Origin of the sequence: Corallococcus sp. CA054B (assembly GCF_003611625.1) — a bacterium.
Classification (GTDB): Bacteria; Myxococcota; Myxococcia; order Myxococcales; family Myxococcaceae; genus Corallococcus; species Corallococcus coralloides.
The window spans coordinates 26,582-50,958 of the sequence record NZ_RAVY01000045.1 but is presented as its reverse complement, the minus strand read 5'-3'; the positions used below and the strand labels follow the sequence as shown (position 1 = coordinate 50,958).

The 24,377-nt window shown below is 71.6% G+C and carries 16 protein-coding genes; 12 read left to right on the top strand and 4 right to left on the bottom strand.

Features of this window, described 5'->3' with window-relative positions; translation table 11 throughout:
• The 7 genes from D7V80_RS14180 to D7V80_RS14150 form a co-directional block, all read left to right on the top strand.
• Positions 1 to 883: SDR family oxidoreductase (locus tag D7V80_RS14180; RefSeq protein WP_120588666.1), on the top strand; the 883-nt coding region annotated here is incomplete at its 5' end.
• A gap of 64 nt (positions 884 to 947) precedes the next feature.
• Entirely contained in the window at positions 948 to 2,351 is a 1,404-nt protein-coding gene (locus D7V80_RS14175) for a hypothetical protein (RefSeq protein ID WP_120588664.1), read from the top strand.
• A 106-nt stretch (positions 2,352 to 2,457) separates the two neighbouring features.
• On the top strand, positions 2,458 to 2,670 hold the full coding sequence (locus tag D7V80_RS14170) for a hypothetical protein (RefSeq protein WP_120588663.1): 213 nt from the start codon (positions 2,458 to 2,460) through the stop codon (positions 2,668 to 2,670).
• Between the two features lie 104 nt (positions 2,671 to 2,774).
• Positions 2,775 to 8,672, top strand: coding sequence for an Ig-like domain-containing alpha-2-macroglobulin family protein (locus D7V80_RS14165; protein ID WP_120588662.1), 5,898 nt, complete (start codon positions 2,775 to 2,777; stop codon positions 8,670 to 8,672).
• Complete coding sequence (pbpC, locus tag D7V80_RS14160) at positions 8,672 to 10,975, top strand: penicillin-binding protein 1C (RefSeq protein WP_120588661.1); 2,304 nt, start codon at positions 8,672 to 8,674, stop codon at positions 10,973 to 10,975. Before D7V80_RS14165 ends, pbpC begins: the two co-directional genes overlap by 1 nt.
• Positions 10,976 to 11,259: 284 nt before the next feature.
• On the top strand, positions 11,260 to 12,186 hold the full coding sequence (locus tag D7V80_RS14155; RefSeq protein ID WP_158616628.1) for a SpoIID/LytB domain-containing protein: 927 nt from the start codon (positions 11,260 to 11,262) through the stop codon (positions 12,184 to 12,186).
• A gap of 209 nt (positions 12,187 to 12,395) precedes the next feature.
• On the top strand, positions 12,396 to 13,844 hold the full coding sequence (locus D7V80_RS14150; protein WP_158616627.1) for an OmpA family protein: 1,449 nt from the start codon (positions 12,396 to 12,398) through the stop codon (positions 13,842 to 13,844).
• A 60-nt stretch (positions 13,845 to 13,904) separates the two neighbouring features.
• Here D7V80_RS14150 and D7V80_RS14145 read toward each other — a convergent pair whose 3' ends face one another.
• Positions 13,905 to 14,681, bottom strand: coding sequence for a DUF72 domain-containing protein (locus D7V80_RS14145; RefSeq protein WP_233585336.1), 777 nt, complete (start codon positions 14,679 to 14,681; stop codon positions 13,905 to 13,907).
• Positions 14,682 to 14,821: 140 nt separating this feature from the next.
• On the opposite strand from D7V80_RS14145, the gene lipA reads away from it, so the two are divergent.
• The 4 genes from lipA (at position 14,822) to lipB (ending at position 19,925) form a co-directional block, all read left to right on the top strand.
• Positions 14,822 to 15,751: a lipoyl synthase gene (gene lipA / locus D7V80_RS14140; protein ID WP_014396538.1), complete on the top strand. Its 930-nt coding sequence runs from the start codon at positions 14,822 to 14,824 to the stop codon at positions 15,749 to 15,751.
• Positions 15,752 to 15,794: 43 nt separating this feature from the next.
• Positions 15,795 to 17,060 (top strand): dihydrolipoamide acetyltransferase family protein, encoded by a 1,266-nt coding sequence (locus tag D7V80_RS14135; protein ID WP_120588658.1) that lies wholly within the window; start codon positions 15,795 to 15,797, stop codon positions 17,058 to 17,060.
• 100 nt (positions 17,061 to 17,160) lie between these two features.
• Positions 17,161 to 18,843: a ClpX C4-type zinc finger protein gene (locus D7V80_RS14130; protein WP_120588657.1), complete on the top strand. Its 1,683-nt coding sequence runs from the start codon at positions 17,161 to 17,163 to the stop codon at positions 18,841 to 18,843.
• Positions 18,840 to 19,925, top strand: coding sequence for a lipoyl(octanoyl) transferase LipB (gene lipB, locus D7V80_RS14125; RefSeq protein WP_120588656.1), 1,086 nt, complete (start codon positions 18,840 to 18,842; stop codon positions 19,923 to 19,925). The genes D7V80_RS14130 and lipB overlap by 4 nt, the downstream gene beginning before the upstream one ends.
• A gap of 6 nt (positions 19,926 to 19,931) precedes the next feature.
• Here lipB and D7V80_RS14120 read toward each other — a convergent pair whose 3' ends face one another.
• The 3 genes from D7V80_RS14120 to glp form a co-directional block, all read right to left on the bottom strand.
• Positions 19,932 to 20,753 carry an MBL fold metallo-hydrolase gene (locus D7V80_RS14120; protein ID WP_120588655.1) on the bottom strand — a complete coding sequence of 274 codons (822 nt, stop codon included), beginning with the start codon at positions 20,751 to 20,753 and terminating at the stop codon, positions 19,932 to 19,934.
• A gap of 34 nt (positions 20,754 to 20,787) precedes the next feature.
• Entirely contained in the window at positions 20,788 to 21,462 is a 675-nt protein-coding gene (gene ribA, locus D7V80_RS14115) for a GTP cyclohydrolase II (protein ID WP_120588654.1), read from the bottom strand.
• Between the two features lie 122 nt (positions 21,463 to 21,584).
• Complete coding sequence (gene glp / locus D7V80_RS14110; RefSeq protein WP_120588653.1) at positions 21,585 to 22,814, bottom strand: gephyrin-like molybdotransferase Glp; 1,230 nt, start codon at positions 22,812 to 22,814, stop codon at positions 21,585 to 21,587.
• 162 nt (positions 22,815 to 22,976) lie between these two features.
• Here glp and D7V80_RS14105 point away from each other — a divergent pair, with 162 nt between their 5' ends.
• Positions 22,977 to 24,377, top strand: coding sequence for a protease inhibitor I42 family protein (locus D7V80_RS14105; RefSeq protein WP_120588652.1), 1,401 nt, complete (start codon positions 22,977 to 22,979; stop codon positions 24,375 to 24,377).

Below are 24,377 nucleotides of genomic sequence, written 5' to 3'. Positions count from 1 at the left end.
GCTGGGGGCGGCGGGGGCCACGGTGTACTGCACCGGGCGCAGCGTACGGGGTGGGCTTGCGAGCGGAGCCTCGCGGCCGGAGACGATTGAAGAGACGGCGGAGCAGGTGACGGCGCTGGGCGGGAAGGGCATCGCGGTGCGGGTGGACCACACCGTGGAGGAGGAGGTGGAGGCGCTCTGTCAGCGCATCCGCTCGGAGGCCGGGAAGCTGGACGTGCTGGTCAACGACATCTGGGGCGGGGAGACGCTGCACGAGTTGGGGCTGCCGTTCTGGAAGCAGTCTCCGGCGAAGGCTCGGCTGATGTTCGACCGTGCCGTGTACACGCACGTCGTCACCAGCCGCTACGCGGTGCCGTTGATGCTGGAGCGCGACCGGGGGCTCATCGTGGAGGTGACGGATGGGGACTCGTTCGGCTACCGGGGCGGCGTCTCGTACGACGTGACGAAGATGGCGGTCATCCGGCTGGCCTTCGCGATGTCGCGGGATCTGCGCCGCACGAACATCACGGCGCTGGCGGTGACGCCGGGGTTCCTGCGCTCGGAGGAGATGCTGGATGGCTTCGGGGTGAAGGAGGCGAACTGGCGCGACGCGGTGAAGAACGTCCCGGACTTCATCGCTTCGGAGACGCCGTCGTATGTGGGCCGCGGGGTGGCGGCGCTCGCGGCGGATCCGGACGTCCACCGCAGGGCGGGGCGCGTGGTCGCGTCGTGGACCCTGGCGCGCGAGTACGGGTTCACGGACCTGGATGGCTCGCAGCCGCACTGGGCGGAGTACTTCGAGCGGACGTATGGGAAGCCGTACACGGTCGCGGATGAGGCCGCCTATGCGTCATGGCTTGGCGGCTCCATCGAGATTGTCTGCCCGGACTGGCCGAAATACTGACCCTGCACGCCCCATCCCCGGCGGCCGGGCGAAGCGCTATGGTCTGACGCGAGAGGTCGCGCACATGGCCAAGGGGCACCGCAGGAACGACGAGCCGGATCGGATCGACGAGACCCGGGTCGCGCCGTTGGACGACGACCTGGACGAGACGGACGAGATCCGCACCGAGCAGACCCAGGTGCCGCCCGCGGTGCAGCGTGACGCCGCGGAGGCAGCCCGTTCCTCCGCGGCGACTCCCGGCCGGAAGTCCTGGGGCAACCAGACGCGGACCGCGCCCACCACGAGCGCGGCCCCGCGCGTCCCTGAGTTCACGGGCCTGGAGACGCGGATGACGCCGCCTCCCGTTCCCGACGATGACCTGGTCCCGGAGACCCGCGTGGATGGGTTGTCGCCCCCGCCGCCTCCAGGCCAGGGCGCGTGGGAGGAGGAGGCCGACGCTGCGTTTGCTGCTCCGGCGACCACCGCACGTCCGTCACGTGAGGGCGAGGGGGGCCGGCAGGGGCGCTCGGGAGAGGGTGGTCGCCCACCGCGTGGAGGCGCCCGCGAGAACGGGCAGGGCGCTCCAGAGGCCGTGCGTCCCGGTCGCGCGGTGACTCGCGAAGAGGGGCAGGACCTTCCGGAGATCGTCCGCCCGAGTCGCGGTGGTGCTCGCGAGGAAGGGCAGGGCCTTCCGGAGATCGCCCGCCCTCCCCGGGGAGCGGGCTCCGCTCGTGGAGGTGCGCGCGAGGAGGGGCAGGGACTGCCGGAGATCGCCCGCCTGGGCCGTGACGGCGCGAAGCAGGAGGAGGGCTTCGAGCTGCCGGAACTCATCCGCGCGGGCCGTGGCGCCGAACTGGACGGAAGCTCTTCCGAGCCTCCTCGCAAGGCCAGCCGGCCAGAGCCGATGATCTTCGCTCCACTCCCGTCCGCGCAGGCGGCGAGCCAGTCCGAAGCGACGCCCGAGCTGCGCACGATGTTCGCCACCCACTCCGCGCTGCTCGCGGAGCGCCTCAAGGCCGAGCTCCAGCACAAGATCTACGGCCGCTCCCCGCACCGCATCCTCCGCGTGGACGAACCCGAAGGCCCCAGCACCGCGGGCGGCAAGCAGGCCCGTCAGGCCATCTCGCTCGTGGATCGCAAGGGGAGCGCCCCCGCGCTCGTCGCGGGCTGGGTGGACGTGGCCAAGGGACAGGCCTCGCTGCGCAACCACGAGGCCGTGGCCAGGCGCTACGAGTTCCAGCACGGCACGCCGCTGGAGCTGGCCCCGGAGGAGTACGAGAAGTTCCTCACCGACGTGGACGAAGTGCTGCGCACCGCCGCCATCCAGGTCCGCATCCTCGTGCCGGACGAATCCGCGCCCACGCGCGCCACCGTCGGTCAGCAGGCTCCGCGCGCCACCGGCGTCGCCGTGCGCTGGGTGATGCTGCTCGTCATCATGGCCTTCCTGCTGGGGCTCGGCGCGGGCGCCACGCTGCTCGGCGGCGGCTGAAGGCCCGCCACTGTCCGCTGAACGAAGGGGCGCTGCGCACCGGTGCGATGGCCCGGCCGCCGCGCCCCTTCCACCTTGGTGTCTCCCCATCCGGCCGGAGGCACCCATGGCGTCACCCCATCGCCGTCCGAAGTCCCACCTGCGCAAGCTGCTGGGCGGCTGCGTCGTGTCCGTCGCGCGGGCCTTCGCCCCCACCTCCGTGCTCGCGGACGGCCCTCCGGTGATGGATGTCCGGCCGCGTTACGGACGCATTCCGGTCCCGGGCCGCGACTCTCAAGCGCTCGGAATCCGAGGCGCGGATCCACGCCTCCGCGGATGACGCGGGAGTGACAGCGGGGCGGGGTGCCCCGTGGTACGGTGCTCGCGTCATTTTTCAGGGGGACATTCACGAGTGCCCGCCCTGGAAACTTCGTGAGCCCCACCATGCGCAGACTTTCTCTGCTGGCCCTCTGCCTCGTCGTCGCCACCGCGTGTTCATGCGGCGACAAGGACTCGAAGGGCGGCCCCTCGGAGACCGGCACCGCGCCGACTCCGCCCTCGAAGTCCCCTGGCCTCGCCGTCGAGCCGCTGCCCGAGCCTCCCGCGCTGAAGATCGACGCCGAGGACGCCGCGTCGCAGGGCCCGCTCTCCATCGCGGCCGCGCGGCCGACGGGGCAGGTCTACGGCAGCGCCCGGCCGACCATCACCTTCACCAAGCCGATGATCGCCCTGGGCTCGGTCGCCGCGGAGCGCGGCCTGGCGGCCCCTGCGACCATCACCCCCGCGCTGCAAGGAGAGTGGCGCTGGCTGGGCTCCGCGAGCGTGGAGTTCGTGCCGAGCGCGCCCGTCAAGCTGAGCACGCAGTACACGGTGACGGTGCCCGCGGGCCTCAAGGCCATGGACGGCACCGCGCTGGCGCAGCCGTACACCTTCCAGTTCGAGACGCCGCGCCCCTCGCTCCAGTCCACGCAGCCGGAGCCGGAGTTCCGCTGGCTGCAGCCGGAGCAGGTCTTCACGCTGACCTTCAACCAGGCCGTGAAGGACCTGGCGAAGCACGCGCGCCTGGAGCCCGCGACCGGCGCGCCCGTGCCGCTCACGCTGGTGAAGACGTCGCCGCTCGCGGAACAGAAGGAAGTGCAGGTGGGCAGCGGCCCGGAGCGTCGCTCCCAGGACCGGCGCGTGCGCTACGAGCTCAAGCCCGCGCAGAAGCTGCCGTCGGGGACGCAGTTCACCCTGGTGGTGGACGGTGATCTGACGGGCACGGACGGCCCGCTGCCCATGGGCGAGGCGGTGAGCCACCCCTACGCCACCTACGGCGCGCTCAAGGTGGAGTCCGCGGGCGCATGCGTGTTCACCTGGGGCGAGGAGCAGTGCTCCTACGGCCCGCTCATCCTCTTCACGTCCAACGAGCTGGACGCCGCCTCGCTCAAGGGCAAGGTGACGCTGGAGCCGAAGGCGGAGATCGACTGGGAGCGCGTGCAGACGCAGCTGCCGTGGGCGGGCTCGGAGGTGAAGCACCCCTACGTGTCGCTGCCCGGCCGCTACCGCCCCGGCACCACGTACAAGATCAAGGTCGCGGAAGGGTACAAGGACCTCTTCGGCCAGACGGGCCCCGCCTTCCAGGGCCAGGTGAAGCTGTCGGACGTGGAGCCGTCCTTCGACTCCGGCTCGCGCGAGGCGCTGGTGGAGGCGTCCGGTGACGGCTCCATCCCCATGGTGACGACCAACGTCCCGGAGGTGCAGGCGGAGGTGTGGTCGCTGTCCCCCGCGCAGCTCGCGCAGCTCATCGACACCAACGAGTGGCCGTCCTCGGAGCCCTACCGGACGACGTTGGACACGAAGTCCGCGCGCAACGTGGAGCGCACCACGCCGCTCGACCTGCGCCCGGCGTTCAACGGGGCGAAGACGGGCCTGTTCCTCGCGCGGCTCGAGGCGCCGTCGCTCAAGCAGAAGTACCCGCGCCGCGTGATTGGCCAGGTGACGGACCTGGCGGTGCACGCGAAGCTGGGCGCGGCCTCCGGCGTGGTGTGGGTGACGTCGCTGGCGACGGGCGCCCCGGTGCCGGACGCGCAGCTGACGCTCTGGGACAAGCAGGGCACGGAGCATTGGACGGGCACGACGGACGCCAACGGCCTGGCGAAGGTGCCGGGCCTGTCGGAGCTGCTCAAGCCCAAGAACGAGTCCTCCTGGGACACGCCGTGGGCCATGGTGTCCGCGGTGAAGGACACGGACATCGGCGTGACGCTGTCCACGTGGGAGGGCGGCATGTCGCCCGGCGCGTTCTCGCTGCAGAGCGCGTGGGAGGGCCGCGTCGCGGACAGCCTGGGCTTCGTGTTCGCCGACCGCGGCATCTACCGCCCCGGTGACGACGTGATGCTCAAGGGCGTGGCGCGCTACCGCCGCCTGGGCGTGCTCAAGTCGCCGGCCGCGAACACCAAGGCGCAGGTGACGGTGACCAGCTCGCGCGGCGAGAAGGTCTTCCAGACGGAGGCCACCGTCACGAAGTACGGCACCTTCCGCGCGGACCTCAAGCTGGGCAAGGACATGCCGCTCGGCTACTACGACGTGGCCGCGAAGCTGAAGGTCGGCGGTGAGACGCTGAGCTACGGCGGCACCTTCCGCGTGGAGGAGTACCGCGCGCCGCAGTTCCGCGTGGACGTGGCGGTGCCGAAGAAGGACGTCGCGGCCGGCGATCCGCTCACCGCCCGCGTGGACGCGCGCTACCTGTTCGGCGGCGCCATGGGCGACGCGCAGGTGCGCTGGAACGTGCAGCGCGTGAGCTCCTTCTTCACGCCCCCGGGCAATGAAGCCTTCACCTTCGGCGTCAACACCTGGTGGTGGGACGACGACCAGCCGGAGCACAGCGCTGAATCATTCGGCTCCGGTGACGGGCGCACGGACGCGCAGGGCCAGCTGGCGCTGGCGGTGGGCAACGCGGACGCGCCCGGCGGCAAGACGTGGGAGTACACGCTGGAGGCGGAGGTGGAGGACGTCAACCGCCAGCGCGTCGCCAACCGCAACCTCATCATCGTGCACCCGGCGGACGTCTACGCGGGCCTGCGCACGCTCTCCACCGGCTTCGCGGAGGCCGGCAAGGAGGTGGGCCTGGAGCTGGTGGCGGTGTCTCCCGAGGGCAAGCGCCAGGAGGGCGTCGCGGTGGACGTGAACATCAAGCGCCGCGAGTGGAAGTCCATCCGCAAGAAGGGCGACGGCGGTCAGTGGTTCACCGTCACGGAGCCGGTGGAGACGGAAGCGGCGAAGTGCAATGTGAAGAGCGCGGCGACGCCGCAGCCGTGCAAGTTCACCCCCGCGGAGCCCGGCCTCTACGTGATGGAGGCGGTGGCCACGGACGCGAAGGGCCGCAAGGCGACGACGCGCGACTCGCTCTACGTCACCGGCTCCGGCTGGGTGTCCTGGCAGCGCAACGACACGGACCGCATCGACCTGGTGGCGGACAAGCAGCTGTACGACGTGGGTGACACCGCGAAGGTGCTGGTGAAGAGCCCGTACCCGCAGGCGGACGCCATCCTCACGGTGGAGCGCGAGGGCGTGCTCAGCGTGCGCCGCGTGAAGCTCAAGGGCAGCGCCACCGCGCTGGACGTCCCGCTGGGTGAGGGCGCCATCCCCAACGTCTTCGTGGGCGTGGTGCTGGTGCGCGGCCGCGTGGAGGCGGCCAAGGGCATCGAGTCCGGAGACGACCCGGGCCGCCCCGCGGTGCGCGTGGGCTACACCCAGCTGCGGGTGGAGAAGAAGGCCAAGCGCCTGTCGGTGGCGCTGACGCCGGACGCGCCGGAGAAGCGCCCGCGCGACAAGGTGACGGTGGATGTCGCGGTGAAGGACGCGGCGGGCAAGGGCACGAAGTCCGAGGTCACGCTCTGGGCCGTGGACGAGGGCGTGCTGCGGCTGACGGGCTACAAGACGCCGGATCCGCTGGACGCGATGTTCCAGGAGCGCGGCCTGTCGGTGCGCATCGGCGAGCCGCTCATCCACCTGGTGCTGCGCAAGCTGTACGGCGAGAAGGGCTCGCGGCCGGGCGGCTCCGGCGGCTCCGACACGACGGGCTCCGGCATCCGGTCCAACTTCAAGACGACGGCGGTGTTCCAGTCGGTGGAGACGGACGACCAGGGCCAGGCGAAGGTGGAGTTCACGCTGCCGGACAACCTGACCACCTTCCGCATCATGGCGGTGGCCGTGACGGACGCGGACCGCTTCGGCGTGGGCGAGAGCAAGGTGCAGGTGGCCAAGCCGCTGCTGGCGCTGCCGGCGCTGCCCCGGCTGGTGCGCGTGGGTGACAAGGCGGAAGCGGGCGTGGTCATCCACACCACCAACCCGGCCATCAAGGAGGCCAAGGTCACCGCGCAGCTCACGGGCGTGCGCGTGGAGGGGCCCTCGGAGAAGACGGTGCAGCTGGACGGCAAGGCCCGGGAGGTGCGCTTCTCCTTCGTGGCCGAGCAGCCGGGCACCGCGGTGCTGCGCTTCGCCGTCGCCGGTGGCGGTGAGACGGACGCGGTGGAGCAGAAGATCCCCGTGCAGCTGCCGGTGGGCATGGAGGCGGTGGCGGTCTACGGCGACACCACGAACGAGCGCGTGGAGGGGCTCACGCCGCCGGGCGGCGTGCGTCCCGGGATGGGCGGCCTCTCGCTGACGATGTCCTCCACGGTGATGGGCGGGTTCGACGAGTCGATGAACCAGCTGGTGGACTACCCCTACGGCTGCCTGGAGCAGATGTCGTCGCGGCTGGTGCCGTTCGTCGCGCTGCGCGAGCTGTCCGGCAAGTTCGGCGTGGCGTGGACCGGCGGCTCGGAGGAGCAGAAGCAGGCGTTCGTGCGCGGCTTCATCAGCGATGACGCGCTGAAGACGCAGGGCACGCTGGATCCGGACGCGGTGGTGACGGCGACGGTGCGCAAGATTCAAGCGCTCCAGAACCACGACGGCGGCTTCCGCTTCTGGGCCTCCAGCGAGTGCTCGTCGCCGTATGCGTCCGCGTACGCGACGCTGGCGTTGGCGCGCGCGAAGGAGGTGGGCTACCCGGTGGACGCGGCCGTGCTCGACAAGGCGAAGAAGTTCCTGGCGGACAAGGTGGCGGCGGGCGTGTGCACGCAGTGCGCCTATGGCTGCAGCTCGCTGGGGCTGGAGACGCGGGCCTTCGCGCTCTACACGCTGGCGCGCATGGGGGCGCCGCGGCCGTCGTACTACAACGAGCTGTTCGAGCAGCGGCAGAAGCTGCCGCTCTTCGCGCGGGCGATGCTGACGGACGCCATCTTCGTGGGGAAGGGCAACCGCGCGCAGGGCCAGAAGATGCTCCAGGAGCTGCTCAACACGGCCCAGGAGACCGCGGCGGGCGTGCACTTCCAGGAGACGGATCCGAAGACGTACGCGCCGCTCTGGTCCTCCGACACGCGCACCACGGCGCTGGTGCTCCAGACGCTGGTGGACGTGCAGCCGGACCACCCCTACGTGTCGAAGATGGGGCGCTACCTGGCGTCCGCGCGCGAGGGTGACGGGCGCTTCCGCAACACGCAGGAGGCGGCCTTCACGCTGATGGCCCTGTCGGAGGTGGTGCGCCGCAAGGAGACGGCCGTGCCGTCCTTCGAGGCGGTGGTGAAGCTGGGCGGGCAGGTGATCGCCTCCGCCGACTTCAAGGGCCGCGACATGGGCGTGAAGACGGTGCAGGTGCCGGTGGAGAAGCTGGGCCCGGCGGACAAGGCGCAGCCGCTCACCTTCGGGGTGAACGGCACGGGCAACCTCTACTACGGGGCGCTCCTGCGCTACGCGCCGGCGCAGCTGCCGGTGGACCCCCTGGACCGGGGCATCATCGTCCAGCGCTGGTTCGAGCCGTACACGGGCGGCGGACAAGCGAAGGCGGCGCGCGCGGGCGAGCTGGTGCGCGTGCGCGTGCGCGTGGCCACGCCCATGCGGCGCAACTTCGTGGCGGTGGACGTGCCGCTGCCCGCGGGCCTGGAGCCGGTGGACACGTCGCTGGCCAGCACGGCGAGCCTGCCGGGCCCGGCGGGCTCCGGCCAGGAGGAGGGCCCCGGCGAGGGCTACGAGTACGAGAGCGAGGAGGACCTGTCGGAGACGGACGAACCCCAGAACCTCTGGGCGACCCGCTTCTGGTCGCCGTTCAACCACACGGAGATGCGGGATGACCGCGTGGTGTTCTTCGCCGACGAGCTGCCTCCCGGCGTGCACGTGGCGACCTTCGTCGCCCGGGCCACGACGCCGGGGGACTTCCTGCTCAAGCCCGCGCACGCGGAGGAGATGTACGCGCCGGAGGTGTTCGGCCGCTCCGAGGGTGGACGCTTCCCGGTGCTGATGCCGGACGAGGTCGCTTCGAAGTGATGAAGCGCCTCACGCTTCGCGGGGCAGCGCGCGCCGTGGCGGTATTGGCGGCGCTCCTGGTGGTGGGCTGCGCGGGCTTCATCGCGTGGCCCCTGCCGGGGACGTTGTTGTCCCGCGAGGCGCTGTCCTCGCTGGTGCTCACCGACCGCACGGGCCAGGCCCTGCGCGAGGTGCTCTCCCGCGAGGACGGACGCAGTGTGGGCCTTCCGGAGGGACGCATTCCTCCGAAGGTGCGGCAGGCGTTCATCGCCGCGGAGGATCAACGCTTCACGTGGCATCCGGGCGTGGACGTGGTGGCGGTGGCCCGGGCGGCGCGAGACAACGTGTCCGCCGGGCGCATCGTGTCCGGTGCGTCCACGATTCCGCAGCAACTGGCGCGCAGGCTGGTGCCCCGGGAGCGCTCGTGGTGGGGCAAGGCCGGCGAGGCGCTGTGGGCGCTGCGGCTGACGGCGCACCTGTCCAAGGAGCAGGTGCTGCTGGAGTACCTGGACCGCGTGCCGCTGGGGAACTCCACGTTCGGCGTGGAGGCGGCGGCGCGGCGGTACTTCGGGCGGCCGGCGGAGCGGCTGTCGGCGGGACAGGCGGCGCTGCTCGCGGGGATGGCCCGGTCGCCCGCGCGGAGGGATCCGTACCGGCGGCCGGAGATGGCCAGGGCCGGGATGCGCGACGTGCTGTCGCGCATGGTGGAGGAGGGCTTCCTGACGCAGGAGGAGGCGCGGCTGGCGGAGGAGACGCCGCTGGACCTGGTGCCCCCGGAGCGCGTGTTCGAGGTGCCGCACCTGACGACGGCGCTGCTCCAGCGGCTGCCGGAGCTGGGGTTGGACCGCGCGTCGCGCATCGAGACGACCATCGACCCGGCGCTCCAGGCGGCGGTGGAGAAGGCCATCACGGAGGAGCTGCGCGGCCTGGCGCACCGGCGCGTGGGCGAGGCGGCGGCCATCGTCATCGACAATGCGTCGGGCGAGGTGCTCGCGTACGTGGGGTCCTCGGACTTCCTGGACGAGGAGAAGGGTGGGCAGAACGACGGCGTGCGTTCGCTGCGGCAGCCGGGGTCGGCGCTCAAGCCGTTCGCGTACGGGCTGGCGCTGAGCAAGGGCTTCACGCCGTCGAGCGTGCTCGCGGACGTGGAGGTGCACCTGGCGACGCCGGGTGGCGCGTACGTGCCGAAGAACTACGACCGGCGCGCGCACGGCCCGGTGCGGCTGCGGGCGGCGCTGGCATCCAGCTACAACATCCCGGCCGTGCGGGTGGCGGACGCGCTGGGGCCGGAGCAGGTGCTGCGCGTGCTGCGCGAGGCGGGCTTCCAGAGCCTCAAGGAGAGCGCGTCGCACTACGGCGTGGGCATCGTGCTGGGCAACGGCGACGTGACGCTGCGCGAGCTGGCGCGGGCGTACCGCGGGCTGGCGCGGGGTGGGGTGGTGGGGCCGTTGAGGGAGGTGCGTGCGGCGTTCGGGCCGGACGGCAGGCCGCTGAGGATTCCGCAGGAGTTGGAGGAGCACCGCTTCCTGGCGGCGCGGCCGGTGGAGTTGCTCACGGACGTGCTGGCGGACGAGGCCGCGCGAGCACCGGCCTTCGGTCTGGACAATGCGTTGCGGCTGCCGTTCCGGGTGGCGGCGAAGACGGGGACGAGCCGGGCGCACGTGGACAACTGGGCGGCGGGCTTCACGCGCGAGCGCACGGTGGCGGTCTGGGTGGGCAACTTCGACGGCACGCCGATGCGCGGGGTGTCCGGCATCACGGGCGCGGGCCCGGTGTTCGCGCGGGTGATGGCGCTTGCGATGAGGGGCCTGCGCGCCGCGCCGTTGGTGGACCGGAGCCACTTCGAGGCCGCGGAGATCTGCCCGCTGTCCGGTGAGCGCGCGGGCCCGAACTGTCCCGCGGCGATGAAGGAGGTCTACCTGCCGGGCACGGCGCCGCGCCACACGTGCACCATGCACCGGGGCGACGGCTCGCTGGACGTGGGCCCGGCGTATCTCGCGTGGGCACAGGCGGAAGGACTGGCCTCCACGTCGGTGAGCGCCGAGGGCGGGCCGGGGATGCAGCCGGGATTCATTCTCCCGGCGAACGGGGACGAGTTCCTGGTGGAGCCCGAGCTGCCCGAAAGCGCGCAGGCCGTGCCCGTGCGGGTGATGGCGCCGCAGGGCGCGAAGCTGCTGGAGCTGCGCACGGACGACGGCCGCCGCATCGAACTGCGTCCGCCCTTCGTGACACGGCTGCCAGCGGTGGCGGGAGAGCGCCGGTTGGAGCTCTGGGCGCCCGGTGGCTCCGAGCCGCTGGCGGTGACGCGGTTCCGGGTCCGATGAACGCGGCGGGTGTGGCCGTGCTCATCGCCGCGCTGTTGGCGGGTACTGTGCCTGGCGCCGAGAGCACGCGCTCGTTGGATGACACCGCGCCTGGGCGGGGCGCGCTGAACACAGCAGCTGATACGCATGTCCGCTCCACTTCACGGCCCGCGCGGTCGTCGCCACCGGCCAGCTCACCAGCCCGTGCGCGCCGGCCCTCGGCCGATACGCAGGTCGACGTTCGCATCCTCTCCAAGCACCGCCCCTCGCGGTTGCGGCTGGACGGTCCGCGCTCGCTAGAGGCCGTGGCGTCGGGAAGTACGCTCGTGGTTGATGGCCGGCCCCAGCCTCATGCCCTGCGGCTCGACGCTGGCCGCTGGCATGTCCGGAGCCGTGGCCTGGACCGGCGCTATGAGGCCGCGCTTTCGCTGGAGGCCAAGGACGGTGAGCTGATCGTCGTCGCCACCTTCGCGCTGGAGACCTACGTCGCCGCCGTCACCGCGAGCGAGACCGAGGTCGACACCCCTTTCGAGGCGCTCCGTGCCCAGGCCATCACCGCGCGCAGCTACGTGCTCGCTTCCGGTAGGCGGCACGACGAGGCCCGGGCCTGCGATCTCACCCACTGTCAGGTCCTTCGCGGTGAGGGCTTCGCCCGCCACCTGCGCCGCGCCCGCGATGCCACCCGCTCCACGGAGGGCATCGTGCTTCGCCTTCCCGGCGGCGCCGTGGCCCTCGCTCCATTCCACGCAAGCTGCGGCGGACATACCGCCGAGCCCGTGGCCGTGTTCGGTGCCCCGGACCTCACCGGCGCCGCCGCCGTGCCTGATCGCTGTCCCGCGTCTCCGTGGCGCGCCGTCGTGCCTCGCGCGCTGGTGACGGCCGCCGCGTCGGTCGCCGTCGGCGGTCCTGCCCAGGCGGAGGATCTGTTGCTGGACCGGGACTCCAGCGGCGCGGTGGTGCGCGTCGTGGACCGCGCTTCGGGGCGCGATGGCAGCGGTGACGCGTTCTTCCGCGCGCTCGGAGCACGTGCGGGTTGGGATCGGATCCGCAGCGCGCGGTTCTCGATGACGCTTGGCGGTGACCAGGCACTCCTCGAAGGACAGGGTCACGGCCACGGCGTCGGCCTCTGTCAGGCCGGCGCGGCCCTGCTCGCACGCCAGGGCTGGACCGCGGAGCAGTTGCTCGCGCACTACTTCCCGCGCGCCCTCCTGGAGAAGCCTCGGGGCAAGTGAACGCGAGGGCCGCGATGGCCTCCCGTTCGCAGTCGTCCGCGAAGGTGGCGGCCCTCCAGGGGCTCTCCCCCGGCCTCTCCGCAGGGGCTTATCAGCAACCGCCGTGCTCCGTATCGATTGCACCAGAGCCCTCAGCCCCGCGCGGTCCAGTGGGGAGGTGGCTTCGCGCACCGGCCATCCCGGTGCGGAACCCAACCGGGAGGCATGACATGGCGTTCAATCTGATCGAAGCAGTCGGCTCACAATTCATGCAGAAGGGATTGCTCCAGAAGATCAGCGGTTCGCTCGGCGAGGATCCGCAGGCCACCACCAAGGCGCTGCCGGGCGCCATCGCCGCCGTGGCCGCGGGCGTCGTGGATCAGGGCGGGAACGAGGCCGGTGCCCACCGCCTGCTGACGAAGCTCAACGAGGGCGGCTACACCGGACCGGACGCGGCCCCACGCGCCGGTGGCGTCGGCGAGGGGCTCCTCGACGAAGAGGAGAGCGGGAAGGGGATGCTGAGCGGCATCTTCGGCAACAAGCTGGGCGGCGTCACCGAAGGGCTCACGCGCTTCGGCGGGATGCGCAACGCCGGCTCGGCGACGCGGCTGTTGTCCCTGGCCGCACCCATGCTGATGGGCGTCCTGGGCAAGCAGGTGCGCGACCAGCGCATGGGTTCCTCCGGGCTGATGCAGCTGCTCAACGGCCAGCGCAACAACATCGCCGCCGCGCTGCCCGCGGGACTCGGCGGCATCCTGGGCTTCGGAGGTGCGCGCCACGCCGTCGCGGAGGTCATCGAACCCCACCGCGAGACCGTGACGCAGGTCCGTGAGACAGCGCCCGTGCGCGAGGCCCACACCGTGCGCGAGACGACGCCCCGGACGACCTACAACCGCCCGCCGGAGAAGAAGAAGAAGAGCATCGCCGGCTGGGCGGTCCCGCTGGCCCTGCTCGCCCTGGTCGTGCTCGCGTGGGGCGCCCTGCGTGGCCGCCGGGACGAGCGCCGGGCGCCGCAGGTGACCCGCACCACGACACCTGCCCCGCAGGAGCGCGTCGCGCAGACCCCCCAGCCCACGCAGACCCCGCCCGCCACGGGCGGCGCCGGCACGGTGGAGAACGAGGGCACGGGCGGCTCTGGCACGCAGCCGAACGAGAGCGCCAACATGGCGGCTGACGCGGGCACGGGCGGCTCCGGCGGCGACGTGGAGAAGGAGACCGCGGGCGCGGCGGACACCCAGAAGCCGGAGGAGGCGGGCACGGGCGGCTCGGGCCAGGAGAAGATGCGCGCGAGCGACCCCAACAGCCTGCGTGAGGCCTTCAACGGCCCGAGCGCGGAGCAGGGCTTCGTGCTGGAGGGCGTGGAGTTCAAGACGGGCTCGTCGCAGCTCACCGCGAAGAGCCAGAAGATGGTGGGCGAGCTGGGCACGCTGATGGAGGAGAAGCCCGACGCGCGCGTGCGCATCAACGGCTTCACCGACTCCACCGGCGACGCGAACGCCAACCGACAGCTGTCGGAGAGCCGCGCGGAGAGCGTGCGCCGGGCGCTCGTGCGCCGAGGCATCCCGCAGGACCGCATTGAAGTCAGCGGCGAGGGTGACGCGAATCCCATCGCCTCCAACGACACTCCCGAGGGCCGCGTGCAGAACCGGCGCATCGAGGTGCAGGTGCTCGGTCAGTGATCCCCCGGCACGCGGTCCCGGCGGCGTCCGGCCCTCATGGGGAGGGCCGGGCGCCGCTGTCTACGTCGCGGCGGACGGCTCCGGCCGGTGCAGCGGTTCACCCAGCAGGTCCGCTAGGTCGAACGCGTCCAGCAGCGCGTGGCCCTTCAGGTCGTTGTTGAAGAACACCCACGCCGTCCGGCCCGAGTCGCGCCAGGCCTCGAGCCCTTGCGCCACCCGCCGGAGCGCGCGGCGTCCATAGCGGCCCTCGTAGCGCCCCTGCGCGCCATGGAAGCGCAGGTAGCGGAAGCCGCCGGTGGGGCGGGGCACCGGCACGTCCACGAGGTCGTGCTCGCACACCGCCGCGCCGTACGCGTCCAGCAACGCGAGCACCTCCGGGTGGTACCAGGCCGCGTGCCGGAACTCGAAGACGTGCTGGACGCCGCCCGGCAGGTGGGCGAGGAAGCGCTCCAGCCGCTCGGGGTCCGGCTTCGTCATGTTCGGCGGCAGCTGCCACAGGATGGGTCCCAGCAGGCCGCCCAGCCGGAAGACCCGCGAGTGGAAGAGCTCCACGCCCTCGCCGACCTCCTTGAGGCGCTTCAGGTGCGTGAGGAAGCGGCTGCCCTTGCACGCGAAGCGGAATCCGCGCGGCACCTGCTCCCGCCAGCCGTCCACGGCCGCCTCCGTGGGCAGGCGGTAGAACGTGGCGTTGAGCTCCACGGTGGAGAACACGCGCGCGTAGTAGGGGAGCCAGCGGCGGACCGGCAGCCCGTCCGGGTAGAAGAGCCCCTTCCAGTGCTTGTAGACGTACCCGCTGGTCCCCAGGTGGATGGCCGCCATGGGCTGGAGGATGGGCACGCCCCCCGCGCGTGGCCGCGCCCTGTCCACCGCGTTACACCTCCCGGAAGTTGTCCTCGGGGTTGGCCCGCGCTAACGCGAGGCGTTAGGGCTTCACGCTTGACCCTGCTTTCACCCACCCTCTAGAAGGCCCGCGACCCATGGCGACTCCCGACCGGTTTCCCCTCCCACAGGTCTCTGAAAGCACCCGTAAACCCGAGTGGTTGAAGGTGCGCCTGCCTCATGGCGAGGGCTATGAGCGGGTGAAGGCCATCGTGAAGCGGGTGGGGCTGTCCACGGTGTGCGAGGAGGCCCGCTGCCCGAACATCGCCGAGTGCTGGGGCGGAGGCACCGCCACGGTGATGCTGATGGGCGAGGTGTGCACGCGCGCCTGCCGCTTCTGCCACGTGAAGGTGGGGGCGCCCCCGCCGCTGGACCCGATGGAGCCCATCCATCTGGCGCAGGCGGTGCGGGAGATGAACCTGGAGTACATCGTCGTCACGTCGGTGAACCGCGACGACCGTCCGGACGGTGGCGCCGGCCACTTCGCGTCCGCCATCCGGGAGCTGCGCAAGGAGAGCCCGCGCACGCTCGTGGAGGTCCTCATCCCCGACTTCAAGGGGAAGGAAGAGGACCTGGCCACGGTGGCGCAGGCGAAGCCGCACGTGGTGGCGCACAACGTGGAGACGGTGGAGCGGCTGACGCCCACGGTGCGCGACCGCCGCGCGACGTACCGCCAGTCCCTGCGCGTGCTGGAGTACCTGAAGAACCGCCCGGAGAAGGTCTACACCAAGACGTCCGTCATGGTGGGCCTGGGCGAGACGGACGAGGAGCTGGAGCGCACGTTCAAGGACCTGCGCGATGTCGGCGTGGACGTCCTCACGCTGGGCCAGTACCTGCAGCCGTCGCAGTACCACCTGCGCGTGGAGCGCTTCGTGACGCCCGCGCAGTTCGAAGCGTACAAGGCGCTGGCGGAGTCCTTCGGATTCCTCTACGTGGCTTCCGGGCCGCTGGTTCGCTCCAGCTACCGCGCCGCCGAGTTCTTCATGAAGGGCCTGATGGAGCGCGAGCGCGTCGAGCGACTCGGCTGACCGGACGCACCCCTTCCCCAACCAGAGAGAGACACTCCCGCTCATGGCGACTTTCGAATTCAAGCTCCCGGATCTCGGCGAAGGCGTGGCGGAGGGCGAGCTCGTCAAGTGGCACGTCAAGGAGGGCGACCTGGTGAAGGAAGACCAGGTGCTCTGCGAGGTGATGACGGACAAGGCCACTGTCACCGTGCCCAGCCCCCACGCCGGCCGCGTCGTGAAGACGCACGGCCGTGAGGGCGACATGGCGAAGGTGCACCAGCTGCTGGTGACGTTGGAGATGGAGGGCGGTGCTCCCGCGGCGCAGGCTCCTGCCCATGGTGCCCCGGCGTCCCACGGCGCTCCGGCTGCGAGCCCCGCCCAGGCGGCGGCGCCCGCGGCTTCCTCCACGAAGGTGCTGGCCACGCCCGTCACGCGCCGCATGGCGCGCGAGCACGGCCTGGACCTGGCGGAGATCTCCGGCACCGGTCCGCAGGGCCGCGTGACGAAGGCGGACGTGGTGGCGGCGCTGGAGGGTGGCAACGGCGCGCCCAAGAAGAACGAGGTCGCGGCCCCCGCGCCCCAGGCCGCGCGTCCCGCGGCGCCGCCGGTGGCCTCCGGCAAGGGCGACGAGCGCATCGCGCTGCGCGGCCTGCGCAAGAAGATCGCCGAGAAGATGGTGCGCTCGAAGTTCACGATGCCGCACTTCGCGTTCGTGGAGGAGGTGGACGCCACGGACCTGGTCGCGCTGCGCACGCGGCTCAACAGCCAGCTGGCGGCGGCCGGGGACGGCACGAAGCTGACCTACCTGCCGTTCATCGTGAAGGCGACCATCGCCGCGATGAAGAAGTTCCCGCACCTCAACGCGAACTTCGACGAGGCGACGCAGGAGCTGGTGGTGCGCGGCGAGTACAACATCGGCATCGCGGTGGCCACGCCGGACGGCCTCACGGTGGCGGTGGTGCGCAACGCGGACCAGCTCACGCTGGGCGAGCTGGCGAAGGAGATCTCCCGCCTGAGCGTCGCGGCGCGCGACCGCAAGCTGAAGATGGAGGAGCTGACGGGCGGCACCTTCACGATTACTTCGCTGGGGCAGAGCGGCGGCCTGTTCGCCACGCCCATCCTGAACCACCCGGAGGTGGGCATCCTGGGCGTTCACAAGCTGAAGAAGCGCCCGGCGGTGAAGAACGACCAGGTCGTGGTCCGGGACATGATGAACCTTTCGCTGTCCTGCGACCACCGCGTCATCGACGGCGATGTCGCGGCGAGCTTCGTGTACGAGATCATCAAGTACCTGGAAGCGCCGGACCTGCTGTTCCTCGCGATGGCGTGAGGACACGCGTCGTGGGGCACTCCCGACCGCTCCTGCTCCGGGGGGCGGCCGGGACGCGGGGGAACTTCCGGAACAGCAACGTTGAAGGCGGGCATCCGCGATGGCCGACAATCCCCGTGAGTTGATCCGCGCCGCGCAGACCGCCGAGCTCCAGGGAGACCGCGCGCGAGCAGCGGAGTGCCTGGAGCAGGCCGCCGCGCTGTACCAGAAGTCCGGGCACACCTCGCGCGCCTCGCAGCTGTTGCGGCAGGCGCGCCAGTTGAAGGCCCGCGACCCGGACGTCAGCCCGGCCTTCACCGCGGCGATGACGGGCAACAAGGACGCGGCGGCCTACCGCACGGTGAGCTGGGGCGACGCCGTCTCCAACGCGTTCAACGACAAGGTGGACGCCGTGGTGCACACGCTGGAGGACCCCACCGTGACCGGTGGCGCGGCGCTGCCCACCGAGCCCGGCCTGCCCAAGCTCGCCGGAAGGATCGCCGCCATCGGTGCGCCGTCCCCAGCCGAGGCCATCACCCCGCCTGACGGGACCGCCTCCGCGAGCCAGGTCCCGAGCAAGGCCACCGTTTCCGAGGGAACCGCCGGTATTGATGCCGGAGGTCCGAGTGCGGAGGAGACGCCCGCTTCCGGCGGTGAGCGTCAGTCGCCCGCGTTCGCCTCGGAAGATGACTCGCGGGGGGCGCCGGATGACGACGACGTCGTCGTCCCGGGCGGAATGCTCCTGCCTCCGGAAGAGGACGAACTCGACCCCGCGACCGGTCTGCTGCGCGCCTCGGGTGTCGAGGACACCGTCGTCCCAGGAGGACTCTTGCGGCCGCCGGACGAGGACACCTCGCCCGTGCACGCCGAACCCGCGCGAGGCCGCCGGCGCGAGAAGCGCATCATCGAGCGGGGGCCCACCCGCGCGGACCCGGCCCTGGACGCATGGTGCTCGTTCTGCTGCCGGCCCCGGGGCGAGGTGGGCGACCTGGTGGCGGGCCCGGCGGGCGCGTTCATCTGCAAGGGCTGCCTGGGCGAATCCCAGGGCCTGCTGGGCGACGTCGTCGCTCTGTCCTCCGTGCGCAAGCCCGTGCCCGTGGTGGAGGAGCCGCGCGCCGGAGTCGTGGAGATGGTGGGCCACGACGAGGTGAAGACCCTGCTGGAGCGCACGCTCCAGGCGGGCGCTCGGTGCCTGCTGCTCGTGGGGCCGGAGGGCTGCGGCAAGAGCCTCTTCTTCCAGTCGCTCCAGCGGCGCGGCCAGGGCGTGATTACGTCTGTCGACGCGCTGGAGTCCACGCCGGGCACGGAGCCGCTCCTCGTGGAGGACGTGGACCGCCTGGAGCCCCGGGCCCAGTCCACGCTGACCGCGTTCCTCGCGAACCGCCCGGCGCGCGCGGTGGTGATGAGCGCGCGCGGCGCCGTGTCGTCGCTGGGCCTGTGGGTGCGAGGGGAGGGTGGCAGCCTGCCCGTTCCCACCACCGCGGGCATGATCGAAGCCGTGCAGGGCACCGTGCCGGTGTCGCTCCTGGAGCGAGTGCAGGTGCTGCTCCCGGTGCGCCGTCCCACGGTGCCGGAGCTGGTCGAAGTGGCCCGCCGCACCCTGTCCCTGCGCCAGCCGGCAGTGACGTTGTCCGAAGAAGTCCTGGGGGCGTTCGCCGCCGAAGCGGTCCGCTCTCCACGCGCGGGGCATGAGCTCCAGGCGCTGCTGTCACGCGTCTACGCGGGCAGCTGGAGCCTGGAAGCAGCCCAGACGCCCGCCGCGCCATCCCACAACCCACGAGGGGGGCGAAAGGGATCACCATGAACACGCTCACCGTCTTCCGCCTGGGCCGGGTGGAGTACGAGGACGGACTGAAGCTGATGCACCTGTTCGGCGAGGCCCGCCTTCAGGAGCGCATTGGAGACGCGCTGCTGCTCTTGGAGCACCCGCCCGTCCTCACGCTGGGCCGCGCCGCGAAGCGCGAGAACATCACCGCCACGGACGCGCGCCTCTCGGAAGAGGGCGTGGAGGTGTTCGACACCAACCGCGGCGGCGACGTCACCTACCACGGCCCCGGACAGGTGGTGGGCTACCCCATCCTCCTGCTGCCGCCCGAGCGCCGCGACGTGCGCCGCTACGTGCGCGACGTGGAGCGCGGCCTCATCCAGACGCTCGCGGCCTTCGGCCTCACCGCCGGCGCCATCCCCAAGTGGCCGGGCGTGTGGCTGGGGCAGGAAGGTTCGCCGGACGCGCGGAAGATTGGCGCCATTGGCGTGCACCTGTCGCGCTGGCTCACCACGCACGGCTTCGCGCTCAACGTGAACACGAACCTGGAGCACTTCCAGCTCATCGTCCCGTGCGGCATCCGCGAAGCGGGCGTCACGTCCATGCAGCGCGAGCTGGGCCACCCCGTGTCCGTCCCGGACGTGGAGGAGGTGCTCGCGCGCGAGTTCACGCAGGTGTTCGACGCCCAGCGCGTGGACGGCGCGGTGGACCTGCGCACGGTGAGCGTCGCCGTGATGCACGGCCGAGGGCCCGAAGCGCGCGTGCTGCTGCTGCGCCGGACGCCGGAGCGCGGGGGCTTCTGGCAGACGGTGACGGGGCGCCTGGAGCCGGGCGAATCCCCCGTGGAGGCCGCCCGCCGCGAGGTGGCCGAAGAGACGGGCCTCCAGCTCCCCGTGGTGGACCTGGCCTACCGCCACGCGTTCGCGCTGGGGGACGCGCTGCCTCCGAGGCTGGTGGAGGAGCACGGCTTCGCGGTGCACGCAGCGCCGGACACCCAGGTGCGCCTGGGCCCGGAGCACGACGCCTTCGAGTGGGTGGACGTGCCCACCGCGCTCGCGCGGCTGCCCTTCCGGGGCCTGCGCGAGACGGTGACCCGGGCGCTCAAAGCGCCCAGGCCGTGACAGCCACTACAGCTGGATGACCATCGCCTCCTTGGCGGCGATGGTGGCCTTGCGGTGCTTGCGCACCTCGCGCAGCAGCTTGTCCATGCCCGCGTCGTCGCGGCCCGGATCGTGGTGGAAGAGCACCAGCTGCTTCACCTCGCTGGCGTCCGCCGCGCGCACCGCTGCCTCCCAGGTGGAGTGGCCCCAGCCCGTGCGGGCAGGGCCCGTGCGGCCGCGGTACTCGTCCTCCGTGTACATGGAGTCGTAGATGAGCGCGTCCGCGCCCCGCGCGAAGTCGAACAGCTTCGCGTCCAGGTCGGTGCCGTGCTCCACGTCCGTCGCGTACACCAGCGAGCGCCCGCCGAAGTCCACCCGGTAGCCCACGTTGCCGCCCGGGTGGTTCAGCTCCAGCGTGCGCACGACGGCCTTGCCCACCGGGATGTCCTCGCCCACCACCACGTCCCGGTACGCCAGGCGCGTGCGGAACACGTCCTCCGCCGTCACCGGGAAGTAGGGGTGCACCATCTGCCCGGCCAATATCTGCTTGAGCGACTTGCCGTCCCGAGGCGACCCGTACAGCGTCACGTCGTTCGCCGGAGAGAACATCGGCGAGAAGAACGGCAGGCCCTGCAGGTGGTCGTAGTGGTAGTGCGAGATGAAGATGGACGCCTTGACGGGCTTGCGCGTCGCCACCAGCGCGTCCCCCAGGCCTCGCGCTCCCGAGCCCAGGTCGAAGATGAGCAGCTCGTCGCCGCAGCGGACCTCCACGCACGGCGTGTTGCCGCCGTAGCGCTTCGTCGCCGGGCCTGGAGCGGGGATGGAACCGCGCACCCCCCAGAAGCGCACCTCGAAGCGCGCGGTGCTCCGCCGGGCCGGGCGCTCAGCCGGCCTTGGCTTCGGTGTCGTCGTCCTCCGCGAAGAGCTCAATCAGGTGCCCCGTACGCTCGCGCTTCGTCTTCAAATAGTCGACGTTATGCGGATTGTGCTCGGTCCGGGAAGGGATTCGGCGCCGAACCGCCACGCCTTCCTCCACCAGCCCGGCGATCTTCAGCGGGTTGTTGGTGATCAGGTCCACCGACCGCACGTCCAGCGACCGCAGCATTTCCGCAGCGATGTCGTAGGAGCGCAAGTCATCCGCGAACCCCAGCTGGCGGTTGGCCTCGTAGGTGTCCAGCCCCTTGGACTGCAGGGCGTAGGCCTTGATCTTGTTGCCCAGGCCGATGCCCCGGCCCTCCTGGCGCAGGTAGAGCACCACGCCCAGCCCGTTCTGGGACACGAAGTCGAGCGCCCGGTCCAGCTGCTCGCGGCAGTCGCACTTGAGGCTGCCGAAGACTTCGCTCGTGAGGCACTCGGAGTGGATGCGCACCGGCACCCCCTCCAGCCCCTTCGGGTCGCCCACCACCAGCGCCACGTGCTCCTTCCCGTTCCGCTTGTCGCGGAAGACGATGGTCTTCAGCACCCCGCGGGCCGTGGGCACGTCCGCCTCCGAGTACCGCTCCAGGTGCTGGGTCGGCTTTCGGGTCGGCAGGACCTGGGGTGAGCGCGTGTCGGACATGGTAGGTCGTCTCCCAGAGAGGGGCCGTTACTTCTCGCCCCCCTGGATGCAAGTCAAGGTGACACCCCGATGGGTGTGGTGAAACCCGCCTGTTTGGATGCGGCGGACGTGGACTGCGTTGCTCAAGCGACCCACGAGAGGGGGAGCAGCTCCACATGGGAGCCATCAGTCAAACTGCTGATTTCTCGGGGGAAGTGAAGCAGATGTGTGGCTGCCGCAGCTGAACGCAGGGCCCCTGACGTCTGAGTCCCCAGGGGTTTCGCCCACAGCTCGCCCGCCCGCCAGGTGGCCGTGACGCGCACAAAGTGGGCAAGCCCCGGGGCCTTGGAGAGCTTGCCTTCCAGGCGGCCGGCGACGCGGGGCGGCTCCACGTCCGCGTGCCCCAGGAGCCGGCGCAGGGCGGGGCGCACGAAGAGCTCGAAGGTCACCAGGGACGATGTGGGATTGCCGGGCAGGCCCATGAAGAGGGTGGAGCCCCGCTGGCCCACCACCAGCGGCTTGCCGGGCTTGATGGCCACGCGCCAGAAGCGCTGCTCCACGCCCAGGGCCTCCAGGGCGTCCTTCACGAAGTCGTGGTCGCCCACGGAGACGCCCGCGCTGGTGAGCACCACGTCGAAGCCTTCCGTGCGCGCCAGGGCCTCCTGGACGGCCTCACGCGTGTCCCGGGCGATGCCCAGGAGCGTGGGCACGCCGCCCGCGCGCCGCACCGCCAGGGCCAGGGCGGGGGCGTTGATGTCCACGATGCCGTCGCCGGGGGGCTCGTCCACGCGGCACAGCTCGTCCCCGGTGGACAGCACCGCCACGCGCGGCCGGCGGGGCACCGGCACCGTGCCCTGGCCCTGCGCCCACAGGAGCCCCAGCTCCGGGATGCCCAGGGGCGTGCCGCGCCGCAGCAGGACGTCGCCTTCCTTCGCGTCCTCGCCCCGGGGGCGGATGAAGTTCCCCGGCCCCACGGCCTCCAGAACCTCCACGGCGTCCGGTTCGCCGGGGACGGGGCGGGTGCGCTCGCGCATCACCACCGCGTCCGCGCCCGGGGGCAGGGGCGCCCCGGTCATGATCCGCGCGCAGGTGCCGGGGACGACGTCCCGGGTGGGGCGTCTGCCGGCGAACACCGTCTCGCCCACCGTGAGGCGCGCGGGCAGGGGGCCCGCCAGGTCCCGGGCCTGGACCGCGTAGCCGTCCATGGCGGAGTTGTCCCAGGGGGGCAGGGTGCGGCGGGCGGGGACGTCCTCGGCCAGCGCGCGGCCCAGGGCGTCATCCCCGGGCACCCACTCGGTGGCCAGCGGCGTGCACAGCCCGAGGATCCGCGCTCGGGCCTCCTCCACCGGCAGCAATGCGGGGGCGTCACTCATGCTGTTTTCCCACCCAAAGTCCGTGGGAAAATCAAGTGTTAGTTTGACAGCCCAGCTGATCATCGTTACAAGCAACCGTGATCGCGAGGCTCGCGTCCAACAGCAGGGGCGTCCCGCCAACCCGTTGATAGCACACGGGAAATTTCCAAGGAGACAGCGTCGATGGCCAAGCCCAAGTCCGGGGCGAAGAAGCCGACTCCCGCTGCAAAAGCCGGTGCGAAGCCTGCCGCGAAGAAGGACAACGCGGCCCGCCTGGATCTGATCAGGAACGCCTCGAAGAAGGTGGCGACGGCCGCGACGAAGGTCGTCAAGGCGGTGGCTGAAGGGGCGAAGGGAAAGGTCGCGGCGGCGAAGAAGGCGGTGGCGGAGAAGGTGGAGAAGGCCCCCGCGGCCGCCAAGAAGGCGGCGGCCAAGGCCGCTCCCCCTGCTCCCACGACGCCTCCCGCGAAGGCCGGCAAGGCCGCGCCCGCCGCGAAGGCCGCGCCTGCTGCCCCCGCCGGGAAGAAGGGTGCCGGGAAGGCGGGGGGCAAGACCCCGTTGGCCGTCCCCGCCGGTCCTCCCGTGGAGAAGCCGCGCCCGCGCGCGACGAAGCTCCCGCCCGTGGGCGAGCCGCTCACGAAGCGTGAGATGGAGCAGCTGCTCACCGCCGGCGAGGGCCGCGGCGTGATGGGCGAGGGCAGCCTCAAGGGCCGGCTCGTCCTCAGCGGCGAGATGCCCCACCTGGTCGTCGTGGGCCGCGACAAGCGCGAGCTGACGTTCCTGTTGCAGGGACCGGATCAGGAAGTGCTGCCGGCCTACGTGGACCACAAGGTCTCCGTGAGCGGCCTCATCAAGAAGACGACCAACCACAGCGGCGTGGTGGAGGTGCGCAAGTACTCCGCCAAGAAGCCGGAAGTGGAAGAGGTCGCGCCGCCTGCCTCGGATTCAGAGCCGAAGCTGCGCTACCTGTCGCCCGGCGAGGTCTCCATGGCCGTCGCCGCGGGCATGGGCGCCGGCATCAAGGGCTTCGCCAGCATCCGGGGCAACCTGGAGATGATGGGCGAGGACTTCGTGCTCGTCGTGTCCAACGGCGGCACGCGCCAGCAGGTGTCCTTCGCCATCGAGGGCAAGGCGGCGGTGAAGAGCCTGCGCAAGCACGTGGGGCAGACGCTCCAGGTGACGGGCGTGGTGGACAAGACGTCCGGCTGGGGTGGCCGCATCACCGCGGAGATGGTGGAGCCGCGTCCCTCCGAGGCGCGCTCGGTGTCGCGCGACGAGATGGAGCTGGTGCACATCGAGGGCGAGGTGCCCACGTCCGTGGACGTGAAGCTCAACCACGGCCTCACGGTGCGCCTGCCGGAGCAGCCCGGCGCCACCTGGGCCATCGAGCCGACGCTGGCCAAGCGCGTGGGTCTGCGCGAAGCCAACTTCGAGCCGGGCCCCAACGGCAGCCCTGCCACCCGCGAGTTCTTCTTCACGCCGCGCAACCCCGGCAACTTCGAAGTGGAGTTCTTCCTCGCCAAGGCGTTCACGCCGGGCGTGGTGGAGCGCTCCTTCAAGATCAACGTCACCGTCAAGCCCTGA

What these genes read in the sequence shown, in the direction of transcription:
- D7V80_RS14175 (WP_120588664.1), top strand. Translation starts at nt 948, where the DNA reads ATGGCCAAGGGGCACCGCAGGAACGACGAGCCGGATCGGATCGACGAG.
- D7V80_RS14170 (WP_120588663.1), top strand. Translation starts at nt 2,458, where the DNA reads ATGGCGTCACCCCATCGCCGTCCGAAGTCCCACCTGCGCAAGCTGCTG.
- D7V80_RS14165 (WP_120588662.1), top strand. Translation starts at nt 2,775, where the DNA reads ATGCGCAGACTTTCTCTGCTGGCCCTCTGCCTCGTCGTCGCCACCGCG.
- pbpC (WP_120588661.1), top strand. Translation starts at nt 8,672, where the DNA reads ATGAAGCGCCTCACGCTTCGCGGGGCAGCGCGCGCCGTGGCGGTATTG.
- D7V80_RS14150 (WP_158616627.1), top strand. Translation starts at nt 12,396, where the DNA reads ATGGCGTTCAATCTGATCGAAGCAGTCGGCTCACAATTCATGCAGAAG.
- lipA (WP_014396538.1), top strand. Translation starts at nt 14,822, where the DNA reads ATGGCGACTCCCGACCGGTTTCCCCTCCCACAGGTCTCTGAAAGCACC.
- D7V80_RS14135 (WP_120588658.1), top strand. Translation starts at nt 15,795, where the DNA reads ATGGCGACTTTCGAATTCAAGCTCCCGGATCTCGGCGAAGGCGTGGCG.
- D7V80_RS14130 (WP_120588657.1), top strand. Translation starts at nt 17,161, where the DNA reads ATGGCCGACAATCCCCGTGAGTTGATCCGCGCCGCGCAGACCGCCGAG.
- lipB (WP_120588656.1), top strand. Translation starts at nt 18,840, where the DNA reads ATGAACACGCTCACCGTCTTCCGCCTGGGCCGGGTGGAGTACGAGGAC.
- ribA (WP_120588654.1), bottom strand. Translation starts at nt 21,462, where the DNA reads ATGTCCGACACGCGCTCACCCCAGGTCCTGCCGACCCGAAAGCCGACC.
- glp (WP_120588653.1), bottom strand. Translation starts at nt 22,814, where the DNA reads ATGAGTGACGCCCCCGCATTGCTGCCGGTGGAGGAGGCCCGAGCGCGG.
- D7V80_RS14105 (WP_120588652.1), top strand. Translation starts at nt 22,977, where the DNA reads ATGGCCAAGCCCAAGTCCGGGGCGAAGAAGCCGACTCCCGCTGCAAAA.